Here is an 11,500-nt window from a genome sequence, read left to right on the forward strand (position 1 = left end):
CCGCCCCACAGGCTGGAATGCACGATGTCGGCCGGCTTGGAGAGTAGCGCCGAGACCTCGGTGCCGTACTGGCCGGCGCCGAACTTGGGCAGCAGGTCGGCATCGACCTTGGCGTTCTTGTACAGGTCGGCCATGGCCAGGGTGAAGTCCTTCTTGCTGTCCTGGCCCCAGGCGTAGTCCTGGTTGATCATGTTGAAGCGGTCGACCTTGATGTTGCGCGCCTTCAGGTAGCGCGCCAGCGCCACGTTGTCCATGGTGGCGTGGGCGGCCGTGCGGAACACGTAGGCGTACTTGCCGTCCTCGAAGATGCGCGGCGTGCCGCAGTCGTAGAGGATCAGGAACTTCTTCATCTCCTCGGCCACGGGCGCGACGGCGAGGCAGTCGCCCGAGCCGACGTAGCCGACCACCGCGTCGACCTTCTCGCGCTCGTAGAGGTTGCGCAGCTCCTGCACCTGCTTGGTGGCGCCGCCGTTCTCGTCCACGTACACCGGCTCGAGCTTCAGGCCGCCGAAGCCCACCTTGTCGTAGGGCGCCGGCGCCTTGCCCGCGTTGAAGGCCTCCACCAGCACCTTGGCGCCGTTGACGGCCGGCACGCCGAAGCTCTCCGCGGCCTGGCCGGAGAGGAAGCTCACGATGCCGATCTTGAAGCTCTCCTGCGCGGCTGCCGGGGTGGCGGCCACGGCCAGCGCGGCGGCGGCGAGGAGGGGGCGAAGGACGGGAACAGCCATGCGCATGTCTCCTGGTGGAAGCGAACCGGAGTTGTCGCATCCCGCCGGCGCAGGCGGGTCGGGACTTACCCGAGGGAAAAACGGATCAGCCGGCGAACACGGGCAGGGCGCCCGACTTCGACAGCATGAAGACGGCGCGGCGGCTGTCGGCCGGCGCGCTGGCCAGCAGCATCTCCAGCCGGCCGAGCAGCTGCGCGGGATCGGTGCCGTCCATGGGGATCAGCGCCTGCGCCACGCGCACGTGGGCGGACCATTCCAGCGGATGGCCCTTGAAGGGCATGAGGCAGCGCGCCACGATGCGCGGGCCCGCTTCGGCCACTTCGTCCGCATGCAGCGGGCCTTCGAGCAGCACGCCGAAGCGGTGCTCCGACAGCCGCGCCACGGTGTCGATCTCGCGCGCCACGGAGAGCAGCCGGCCGGCCACGCGCAGGGTGAGTTCGCGCGCCGATTCGGAATCGAACTGGCGCTTGATCTGCTCGATGTTGGAGAGATCCACCAGCAGCACGGCGCTGCGGAACTTGAGCCGCTGCGAACGCGCGATCAGGCGCACCAGGCGCTCGTGGAAGACGGCGGCGTTGATCAGGCCGGTGGAGGGGTCGATGCGGTCCAGGCCCTGGATGCGGCGCACGTGCTCGCGCCGGTGCTGGCTGCGCAGCACCATCACCAGCAGCAGGATCGGCAGTTCGGCGGCGATGGCCAGCTGCATGCCGTGGGTGGTCCAGAAGCCGATCGGGATCAGGCCCGCCGCGCGGGCGAGCGGGAACAGGGCGCCGATCGCCACCGGCGCCGCGCCCACCAGCAGCCAGGGCGCATAGCGGTCGCCGCGCAGCGCGCTCCACACCACCACGCCCAGGCCCGCCACGGTTTCGGCCAGGAAGTAGGCGACGATCAGGCGCAGCCGCTCCATCACTTCCGGCGTGACCATGAGGTAGACCGACAGCGGCAGCGACAGCAGGCCGGCGGTGACCAGCAGGCGATAGAGCAGGCGCGAGCGTTCGCGCAGCGACACGAGTTCGGCCAGGAAGAGCTGCAGCGAGGCGATGGCGAACAGCGGCAGCACCTGCGGCGCCATGTTGTTCCACCAGGGCCATTCGCCCCAGACGTGCAGGCCCGCCAGGCCCGTGATGGTGGCCTGCGTCAGCGCCATCAGCACCGCCGACACGGCGTAGAGGGTGTAGACGTGGTCCTTCAGGGTGATGGCGCCGGCCAGCGACAGCATCACCGCCAGCACCACCAGGCCGAAGTAGATGCCCAGCGCGAGCGAGATGCCCTGCTCCTGGCGCATGATGTAGTTGTCGCTGACGAACTGCATCGGTGCGCCGAAGATCGTGCCGTTCTGCACGCGCACGTAGTGCTCGCGCGGCCCCAGGGGCGACACCGCGACCGGCATCATCGGGTGGCGGTGCGGCAGCGGCCAGGTGGAGATCGGCACCGTGTCGCCGGCCGTGCGCTCCATCCATTCGCCGGCGCCGTTCTGCACGTAGAGGCTCACCCGGTCCACGCCGGGGTAGGGGATCTCGAGGTACCAGCGCTCGGAATTGGGCGTGGGCGGCACGATGAAGCGGATCCAGAGCGCCTCGCCCTTGTCGAGGCGGTAGATGTCGGTGGCGCTGCTGGGCCGCCAGCGGATGCGGGCGTCGGCGGCGACCTCCTCCACCCGCATGGTGCCGGCCTCCTCCAGCCACACTTCACCGGCGTCGAGGAGCATCACCGGCTGCCGGTCCGGCTCGAACAGCAGCGGGGCGTGGGCGGCCGCCGGCCCGGCGGCGCCCAGCACCACCAGCCAGATCCAGGCAACCAGCACCCGGCCATTCCGGGTGAACCATCCCATCGGCCCTTCTCCTTTAGCTCCAATTCTTGTTGCACATTCTTACGTGTTCATTGACGGTCGACAATAGGGCATGAAGGTGATCCGTCTGCGCGAAGGTCGCGAGCGCTCGCTCCTGCGGCGCCATCCCTGGGTGTTCGATTCGGCCGTCGCGCGCGGCGGCGCCGATCCCGGCGAGACGGTGCGGGTGGAAGACCACGAGGGCCGGTTCCGGGCCTGGGCCGCCTTCAGCCCCGCCTCGAAGATCCGTGCCCGCGCCTGGAGCTTCGAGGAGGGCGAGCGCATCGACGCGGCCTTCTTCCACCGTCGATTAAGGGAGGCGCTTAATCTCAGGCAACGCCTTAAGGTGCCGAGCGAAGGGGTGCGGCTGGTGCACGGGGAATCCGACGGCCTGCCCGGTTTCGTGGTGGACCGCTATGGGGAAACTCTGGTAGCCCAATTTCTGTCGGCGGGGGCCGAAAGGTGGAAGAAAGTCCTCGCCGACGCGCTGCTCGATGTGACGGGAATGCAACGCCTGTACGAGCGCTCGGACGCGAATGCCCGCGCGCTGGAGGGGCTTGCGGAGACCACGGGCTGGTTGCGCGGCGAAGGCCCGACGGAAGTCGCGATCGCGGAGTACGGCTGGAAGTTCGCCCTCGATGTCGCCACCGGCCACAAGACCGGCTTCTATCTCGACCAGCGGGAGAACCGCGCCCGCTTCGCCGACTGGGTGCGGCGCCTGGGCGCGCAGCGGGTGCTGAACTGCTACTGCTACACCGGCGGCTTCACCGTCGCTGCCCTGGCAGGCGGGGCGGCCGAAGTCACTTCGATCGATTCGTCCGGCCCGGCCCTGGAGCGCGCCGGTGGCAACGTGGCGCTGAACGGCTTCGAGGCGAGCCGCTGCGAATTCCTCGACGCGGACGTCAACGCCAGCCTGCGGCGCTTCGGCGAGGCGGGGCGGCAGTTCGATGCCATCGTGCTCGATCCGCCCAAGCTCGCTCCCACCGTGGCCCATGCGGAGCGGGCCGCGCGGGCCTACAAGGACATCAACCGGCTGGCGCTCAAGCTGCTGGCGCCCGGCGGCGTGCTGTTCACCTTCTCCTGCTCGGGCGGCATCTCCGCCGACCTGTTCCACAAGATCGTCGCCTCGGCCGGCACCGACGCTGGCGTCGACGGCTACATCGCCGAACACCTGGGCGCCGCCCCCGACCACCCGATGACGCTGGCCTTCCCGGAAGGCGAGTACCTGAAAGGCCTCGTGGTGATCCGTAAATGAACAGCCGGACATCCGGACGCGAAGGACGCAAAGGTTTCGCAAAGGACGCGAAAGGACATCCTCGGTCTTCTTTTTGCGCCTTTTGCGTACCTTTGCGTCCTTTGCGTCCGGCTATTCATGCGGCGCTAAACTGACCCGATTCCCTGATCCAGAACACCCATGAGCCTCATCCCCGCCACCATCCTCACCGGCTTCCTCGGCTCCGGCAAGACGACGCTGCTCAAGCGCGTGCTGGGCGAGGCGCACGGGCAGAAGATCGCCGTGATCGAGAACGAATTCGGCGAGGAGAACATCGACAACGACATCCTGGTCGCCGACACCCAGGAGCAGATCGTCCAGATGAGCAACGGCTGCATCTGCTGCACCATCCGCGAGGACCTGCGCGCCACCCTGCAGCTGCTGGCGGCCAAGAAGCGCAAGGGCATGCTCGATTTCGACCGCGTGGTGATCGAGACCACCGGCCTGGCCGATCCCGGCCCGGTGGCCCAGACCTTCTTCATGGACGACGAGATCGCCGAAAGCTACCTGCTGGACTCGATCCTCACGCTGGTGGACGCCAAGCACGCCGACCAGCAGCTCGACGAGCGCCAGGAGGCGCGGCGCCAGGTGGGCTTCGCCGACCAGATCTTCATCAGCAAGACCGACCTGGTCGGCCAGGACGAGGTCGACGCGCTGGTGCACCGCCTCAAGCACATGAACCCGCGCGCGCCCCAGCGCCAGGTGCATTTCGGCGACGTGCCGATCAAGGACGTGTTCGACCTGCGCGGCTTCAACCTGAACGCCAAGCTGGACATCGACCCCGACTTCCTCAAGGAGGAAGACGAGCACGAACACCACCACCACGATCACGACCACGAGCACGGCGAGCACTGCGACCACCCGCACCACCACCATCACGACGACGACGTCAAGAGCTTCGTGTTCCGCTCCGAGCGCGCCTTCGATCCGATGAAGCTGGAGGACTTCCTGGGTGCGATCGTCAACATCTACGGCCCGCGCATGCTGCGCTACAAGGGCGTCCTGAACATGAAGGGCACCGAGCGCAAGGTGATCTTCCAGGGCGTGCACCAGCTGATGGGAAGCGACCTGGGCCCCAAGTGGGGCGAGGACGAGGCGCGCCAGTCGAAGATGGTCTTCATCGGCATCGACCTGCCCAAGGACATCTTCCTGCAGGGGCTCGAGCAGTGCCTTGTCTGACGCGTCGCGTCGGCATGGTCTGAACCGTGCCGCCCGCGGGCCGGGGCTACGCTGGCGCACTTCACGCACCAGCACCCGGCCACCGTGTTTGTCTCTGTTCCGCAACTGACCAAGGGCAACCCGCAAGGGGGGCCACGGGTGCTTCATGACGAAAAGGAGGTTCACGGTCGTGCAGAGCCGGACAATCAGGGTATAAATCGCGGTCATGACGGCGTTGCACCTAGAAAAAAAGGCTCGTTGGCGGACTTGCGTCCGCGGCCTGCCTGCGCCGACGCGAGGAGACGGGAAGTGAAGGCTCAGCCCAAGGCCGCTGCCAAGACCACGAAGAAAACCGCGGCAAAGCCCCAGCCTGCGTCCAGGTCCGCCCCCAAGCCGGCGGCCAAGGCCGTCAAGCCCGCCACCAAGACGGCGGCGAAGATTCCTGCGAAGACGCCCGTGAAGGCTGTCGCCAAGGCGCCTGCCAAGGCCGCCAAGGCGCCCGCCCGCGCCCCCGCCAAGGCGGCTCCGGCCAAGGCTGCACCGGCCAAGGCCGCCAGGACCGCGGCACCGAAGCCCGCGCCCAAGACCGCCCGCACGGCGGCGGGCAAGGTGGTCGGCGCGGTGGCCAAGGCCGTGGCCGCGGGCGCGAAGGCCGTCGCCGCCGCCGCCAAGAAGATCCCTGCCAGGACGAGCCCGGCCCCCGCCAAGGCCGTGCCGCCCAAGGCATCCCACCCACCCGCGGCAGCCGCAGCCGCCGCAGCGCAGAAGGCCCCCGTGCCTGCCCCCGCCCCGCAACCGGTGCCCGAGGCACCGCGGGGCGCGCAGCCACCGGCCGTCGCCGCGCCTGCCGTTGCGGCCGCCGCCAAGGCAAGCTATATCCCCATGGCCACTCAATCCGTCCTGACGCCCCCGCCCGTCGTCGCCATCAAGAAAGACCCGAAATTGGCGAACAACTGGAAGACCAAGTCCGCAGAAGAGCTCACGGATGAAGAAGTGCTCGCCATGCCGGACTCCGAATACATGAACGAGAAGCAGATGGCGTTCTTCCGCCTGAAGCTTCTGCAGCTCAAACAGGACATCCTCAATAGCGCCGGCGAGACCACCGAGCACCTGCGCGAGGACACGGTGATCGTGCCCGATCCGGCCGACCGCGCCACGATCGAGGAGGAGCACGCCCTGGAGCTGCGCACCCGCGACCGCGAGCGCAAGCTGCTGAAGAAGATCGAGCAGTCGATCGCGCGCATCGACGCGGGCGACTACGGCTACTGCGACGAGACGGGCGAGCCGATCGGCGTGGGCCGCCTGCTGGCGCGCCCCACCGCGACGCTGTCGCTCGAGGCGCAGCAGCGCCGGGAGCTGAAGCAGAAGATGTTCGGCGACTGAGCGTCGCGCAGGCAAAGCAGTACCCGCACCTGTCCATGGCACAGAAAGACGATTCCGCCGCCGGAGGCTTGCTGTCGAGGGTGGTGCGGTTCGTCAAGAGTCCCACCGCCTGGGGAGAATCCGGCGCCGAGACGGAGACCGACCGCGAGAGCTCGTACTCCAAGCAGATGCTGAAGGAGATGATCGAGCGCAAGCGGCGCAACGACTTCGTGCGCAAGCGCGAGTTCGACATGCTGCGCAAGATGCGGCGCAGCGAGGTGCTGGCGGGGCAGGATCCGGGCCTGCGCCCCTCGTTCTTCCAGAGCTCGATGCCGTCCAAGCCGGACGACCGCGCCACCACACTGAAGAAGATCGACGAGATCGAGGCGCAGATGTCCATGCAGTGGTGGAAGACCAAGCATGGCAACGCCTCGCAGCAGCCGGCCAACAGCGGCTTCGCGCTGTCGTCCAACCTGCCGCCGGACGCGGTGCAGAAGTCGCCGCCGCCGGCCGCGACCTCCTATTCGCGCACTTCGCCGCAGGAGTTGCGCGCCAATGCCGCGGCGGCGGCGCCGGCGGCCGCGTCGGAGCCGATGCTGCAATCGGTGCTGCCGCAGGCTTTCGCACGTCCCGGCGCCGAACAGCATCCCGCTGCGGCACCCGCGGCGGGCGCTGCTCCCGGTGCCGCAGCGCGCACCCCCGCAGCGGCGCCTGCAACTGGGGCCCAGGCCGGCGCGGCACCCGCCGCCGCACCGGGCCGTGAAGGCGGTGCGCCCAGCATCCCGAGCGTGTTCTCGCACTCCAAGCAGTACGCGATCCAGGTCGAGGAATTCGCGCACGACCCGGAGCTGGAGGAAGCCTCGATCCGCTTCGCCAACGGCGACGACGAAGGCGCCGAGGCCGGCCTGATCGACGTGCTGGGCCCGCAGGGCTCGCGCGTCAACCACGACGAGACCTGGCTCACGCTGTTCGACCTCTATCGCGCCACCGGCAAGCAGGACCGCTTCGAATCCGCCGCGATCGAATTCGCGAGCCGCTTCGGCCGCTCGGCCCCGCAGTGGTTCTCGATGCCCGAGATCGTCGGCCGCATGAGCAGCACCACCTCCTCGGCGCCGCTGCATCCGGGCCAGTCGATCGCCGACTGGACTTCGCCGGCGGTGTTCGGCACCCAGACGCTGGCGGCGCTGAACGCGGCGCTGGCCAAGGCCTCGCCGCCCTACAAGCTGAACTGGACCAAGCTGAACTCCATCGTCGAATCGGCGATCGAGCCGCTGACGAAGCTGTTCACGCAGTGGGCCGGCCAGAACGTCCAGCTGCGCTTCATCGGCGCCGACGCGCTGGAGAAGGTGCTGAAGGACCACACCTCGTCCGGCGACCGCTCCGTCAATCCGGCCTGGTGGAAGCTGCGCATGGAAGTCCTGCGCGTGATGCACCGGCCGGACGAATTCGAGCTGGTGGCGCTGGACTACTGCGTCACCTACGAGGTCTCGCCGCCTTCGTGGGACAGCGCGCGCTGCGAGTACAAGGCGATGCAGCCGGACGGCAGCCTCACCACGCGCAACACCATCGTGGGCGACGCCTTCCGCGACTCGGTCATGTCCAGCATCATGACCTACGGCGACTCGCAACTCGCTGCGGTGACGTCGCAGATGTCGAGCGTGGCGACGGTGGAGCTCTCGGGCCAGGTGCTGGGCGACGGCAAGGAAGCGCTGGAGCTGCTCGATGCCAAGCTCGGCGACGCCGACGTGATGATCATCTCCTGCGCGCGCCTGATGCGCATCGACTTCACGGCCGCCGGCACGCTGCTGAACTGGGTGACGGCGCGCGTGTCCGAAGGCCGCCAGGTGCAGTTCGTCGACGTGCACCGCCTGGTGGCTGCCTTCTTCAACGTGATCGGCATCAGCGAACACGCGCGCATCGGCCTGCGGGTGGATTGATCCCGCCGGCCGCGCCATAGGCGACACTTGCATTCGGGCGACCCGCCCCAAGGTGCAACGCTTATGGAACAGTTTCACGGCACGACCATCGTCAGCGTGCGGCGCCAGGGCGCCGACGGCCGCTGGCAGGTGGCGCTCGGCGGCGACGGCCAGGTGACCCTCGGCAACATCGTGGTCAAGGGCACGGCCCGCAAGGTGCGCAAGCTCTACCACGACAAGGTGCTGGCCGGCTTCGCCGGCGCCACCGCCGACGCATTCACCCTGTTCGAGCGCTTCGAGGGCAAGCTCGAGAAGCACCAGGGCCACCTGGTGCGCGCGGCGATCGAGCTGACCAAGGACTGGCGCACCGACCGCGTGCTGCGCCGGCTGGAGGCGATGCTCGCCGTGGCCGACCGCGAGAGCTCGCTGATCATCACCGGCAACGGCGACGTACTGGAACCGGAGCACGGCATCATCGCGATCGGCTCCGGCGGCGGCTACGCCCAGGCCGCGGCGCGGGCGCTGCTGGAGAACTCGCAACTCGGCGCGCGCGACGTCGTCAAGAAGTCGCTCGAGATCGCCGGCGAACTTTGCATCTACACGAACATGAACCACACGATCGAGGTGCTCGAATGAGCACGATGACGCCGCAGGAGATCGTCTCCGAACTCGATCGGCACATCGTGGGCCAGCAGGACGCGAAGCGCGCCGTGGCGATCGCGCTGCGCAACCGCTGGCGGCGCCAGCAGGTGGAAGAGAAGCTGCGCCAGGAGATCACGCCCAAGAACATCCTGATGATCGGCCCCACCGGCGTCGGCAAGACCGAGATCGCGCGCCGGCTGGCCAAGCTGGCCGACGCGCCCTTCATCAAGGTGGAGGCGACCAAGTTCACCGAGGTCGGCTACGTCGGCAAGGACGTCGACTCCATCGTGCGCGACCTGGCGGAGATGGCGGTCAAGCAGACCCGCAGCGCCGAGATGCGCAAGGTGCGCACGCGCGCCGAGGACGCCGCCGAGGAACGCATCCTCAACGTGCTGATCCCGGGGGCCCGCGGCGAGGATCCCTCCGAGAACACGACGCGCCAGGTGTTCCGCAAGAAGCTGCGCCAGGGCGAGCTGGACGACAAGGACATCGAGATCGAGGTGGCGGAGGCGAAGCCGCAGCTGGAGATCATGGGTCCGCCCGGCATGGAGGACATGACCGAGCAGCTGCGTGGCCTGTTCACGCAGTTCGGCGGCTCGCGGCGCAAGGCGCGCAAGCTCAAGATCAAGGAGGCCATGAAGCTGCTGGTGGACGAAGAGGCCGCCGCCATGGTCAACGAGGACGAGATCAAGGCGGCCGCGATCGACAACGCGGAGCAGAACGGCATCGTCTTCATCGACGAGATCGACAAGGTGGCCGCGCGCAGCGAGATGCAGGGCGCCGATGTCTCGCGCCAGGGCGTGCAGCGCGACCTGCTGCCGCTGGTGGAGGGCACGACGGTCGCCACCAAGTACGGCCCGATCCGCACCGACCACATCCTGTTCATCGCCAGCGGCGCCTTCCACCTTTCCAAGCCCAGCGACCTGATCCCGGAGCTGCAGGGCCGCTTTCCGATCCGGGTGGAGCTGGGGTCGCTCTCGGTGCAGGACTTCGAGGCCATCCTCACCACCACCCATGCTTCGCTGGTCAAGCAGTACCAGGCGCTGCTCGCCACCGAGAACGTGCACCTCACGTTCACGCCCGAGGGGATCACGCGGCTGGCGCAGATCGCCTACGAGGTCAACGAGCGCACCGAGAACATCGGCGCCCGCCGGCTCTCCACGGTGATGGAGCGGCTGCTGGACGAGGTGAGCTTCGAGGCGACGAAGCTGGAAGGTCAGTCGGTCACCATCGACGGCGCGTACGTGGATTCCAAGCTCACCGAGCTGAGCCGCAACGAGGACCTTTCGCGCTACATCCTCTGATCCGGCTCAAGCATCACATTCACAGCATCACGTAAGTGCTTGCTTTAGAACGGAATTTCGGCGGCCTTCGGGCCGCCGAAGTCGCTTCTAAGTGCTTGATTTCATTGCCAATTCTTACCCGCGCGTGCTTGCGCCTCTGCTTTTTCCTGCTACAGTGCAAAAAAGTGCAATGAAGTGGGGGATTGTGGGATTTCCCGCCGCGATCCGCGGTTGCCAAGCAGTGAGGGCAGATCAAGGTGTTCCAGGGCGCGTCGTCGCTGAATCTCGATGCCAAGGGCCGGCTATCCATGCCGACCCGGCATCGTGACGTCCTGGCCGCCTCTGCCGCCAACCAGCTCACCATCACCCGCCACCCGCACGGCTGCCTGATGATCTTCCCCCGCCCCGAGTGGGAAAAATTTCGTGACCGCATCGCGCAGCTCCCCATGGACGCGCAGTGGTGGAAGAGAATCTTCCTGGGCAACGCACAGGACGTGGAGCTGGATTCGACCGGCCGCGTGCTGGTGGCGCCCGAGCTGCGCGCCGCCACCGGCATCGAGAAGGAAACGATGCTGCTGGGCATGGGCACGCACTTCGAACTCTGGGACAAGGCGACCTACGAGGCCAAGGAGGCCGAGGCCATGCGAGGCGGGATGCCCGAGGCTTTCAAGGACTTCTCTTTCTGAAGGCAGGTGGTGGACAGCAGATGGCAACACACCACCGTCTTGTTGAACGAAGCAGTCGACGCCCTCGTCACCAAGCCGGATGGAACCTACGTCGACGCGACCTTCGGCCGCGGCGGGCACTCGCGCCTGATCCTCTCGCGGCTCGACCCGCAGGGCCGGCTGGTCGCGTTCGACAAGGACCCGGAAGCGGTCGCGGTGGGCAACGCGATCGGGGATCCGCGCTTCGAGATCCGGCACGAGGGCTTCGCGGCGTTGGGCGAGTTGCAGGCGGGCAGCGTGGCGGGCGTGCTGATGGACCTGGGCGTGAGCTCGCCGCAGATCGACAACCCGGCGCGCGGCTTCTCCTTCCGCTCCGACGGTCCGCTGGACATGCGCATGGACCCCACGCGCGGCACCAGTGCCGCCCAGTGGCTCGCCACCGCCCCGGTGGAGCAGATGGCGGAGGTGATCCGTGATTACGGCGAAGAACGGTTTGCTGTCCCTATCGCAAAGGCGATTGCAGCTCGCCGGCAGGAGCGCGGGCCGCTGGCCACCACCGCCGAACTGGCCCAGCTCGTGGCTGGCGCGGTCCGCACCCGCGAGCCCGGCCAGGACCCTGCAACGCGCACCTTTCAGGCTCTTCGG

Annotated in this window: 10 protein-coding genes; 8 read left to right on the top strand and 2 right to left on the bottom strand. The window is 67.9% G+C overall.

Going from position 1 to position 11,500, the window contains the following annotated elements; all coding sequences use genetic code 11:
• A partial coding sequence (locus VFM98_RS08840) for an ABC transporter substrate-binding protein (RefSeq protein WP_325109547.1) occupies positions 1–728 on the bottom strand: 728 nt, incomplete at its 3' end.
• An 85-nt stretch (positions 729–813) separates the two neighbouring features.
• Positions 814–2,559, bottom strand: coding sequence for a sensor domain-containing diguanylate cyclase (locus tag VFM98_RS08845; RefSeq protein WP_325109548.1), 1,746 nt, complete (start codon positions 2,557–2,559; stop codon positions 814–816).
• Between the two features lie 70 nt (positions 2,560–2,629).
• On the opposite strand from VFM98_RS08845, the gene VFM98_RS08850 reads away from it, so the two are divergent.
• From VFM98_RS08850 to rsmH, 8 genes are all read left to right on the top strand, one after another.
• The gene (locus VFM98_RS08850; protein WP_325109549.1) at positions 2,630–3,811 is read left to right on the top strand and encodes a class I SAM-dependent rRNA methyltransferase; all 1,182 of its coding nucleotides are present in this window, start codon (positions 2,630–2,632) and stop codon (positions 3,809–3,811) included.
• A 159-nt stretch (positions 3,812–3,970) separates the two neighbouring features.
• A complete protein-coding gene (locus VFM98_RS08855; protein ID WP_325109550.1) occupies positions 3,971–5,008 on the top strand; it encodes a GTP-binding protein in 1,038 nt (345 codons plus the stop codon).
• Positions 5,009–5,146: 138 nt separating this feature from the next.
• A complete protein-coding gene (gene dksA / locus VFM98_RS26170) occupies positions 5,147–6,370 on the top strand; it encodes an RNA polymerase-binding protein DksA (RefSeq protein WP_414709002.1) in 1,224 nt (407 codons plus the stop codon).
• Positions 6,371–6,405: 35 nt separating this feature from the next.
• Positions 6,406–8,286 carry an STAS domain-containing protein gene (locus VFM98_RS08865; protein ID WP_325109551.1) on the top strand — a complete coding sequence of 627 codons (1,881 nt, stop codon included), beginning with the start codon at positions 6,406–6,408 and terminating at the stop codon, positions 8,284–8,286.
• Positions 8,287–8,349: 63 nt separating this feature from the next.
• On the top strand, positions 8,350–8,901 hold the full coding sequence (gene hslV, locus VFM98_RS08870) for an ATP-dependent protease subunit HslV (RefSeq protein ID WP_325109553.1): 552 nt from the start codon (positions 8,350–8,352) through the stop codon (positions 8,899–8,901).
• The gene (hslU, locus tag VFM98_RS08875; RefSeq protein WP_325109554.1) at positions 8,898–10,211 is read left to right on the top strand and encodes an ATP-dependent protease ATPase subunit HslU; all 1,314 of its coding nucleotides are present in this window, start codon (positions 8,898–8,900) and stop codon (positions 10,209–10,211) included. Before hslV ends, hslU begins: the two co-directional genes overlap by 4 nt.
• Before the next feature lie 236 nt (positions 10,212–10,447).
• Entirely contained in the window at positions 10,448–10,876 is a 429-nt protein-coding gene (mraZ, locus tag VFM98_RS08880) for a division/cell wall cluster transcriptional repressor MraZ (protein WP_325109555.1), read from the top strand.
• A gap of 9 nt (positions 10,877–10,885) precedes the next feature.
• The coding region (gene rsmH / locus VFM98_RS08885; protein ID WP_325109556.1) for a 16S rRNA (cytosine(1402)-N(4))-methyltransferase RsmH at positions 10,886–11,500 on the top strand (615 nt) is incomplete at its 3' end.

Origin of the sequence: Ramlibacter sp., assembly GCF_035706265.1 — a bacterium.
Taxonomy (GTDB): domain Bacteria; phylum Pseudomonadota; class Gammaproteobacteria; order Burkholderiales; family Burkholderiaceae_C; genus Ramlibacter.

What these genes read in the sequence shown, in the direction of transcription:
- VFM98_RS08845 (WP_325109548.1), bottom strand. Translation starts at nt 2,559, where the DNA reads ATGGGATGGTTCACCCGGAATGGCCGGGTGCTGGTTGCCTGGATCTGG.
- VFM98_RS08865 (WP_325109551.1), top strand. Translation starts at nt 6,406, where the DNA reads ATGGCACAGAAAGACGATTCCGCCGCCGGAGGCTTGCTGTCGAGGGTG.
- hslU (WP_325109554.1), top strand. Translation starts at nt 8,898, where the DNA reads ATGAGCACGATGACGCCGCAGGAGATCGTCTCCGAACTCGATCGGCAC.
- VFM98_RS08855 (WP_325109550.1), top strand. Translation starts at nt 3,971, where the DNA reads ATGAGCCTCATCCCCGCCACCATCCTCACCGGCTTCCTCGGCTCCGGC.
- VFM98_RS08850 (WP_325109549.1), top strand. Translation starts at nt 2,630, where the DNA reads ATGAAGGTGATCCGTCTGCGCGAAGGTCGCGAGCGCTCGCTCCTGCGG.
- hslV (WP_325109553.1), top strand. Translation starts at nt 8,350, where the DNA reads ATGGAACAGTTTCACGGCACGACCATCGTCAGCGTGCGGCGCCAGGGC.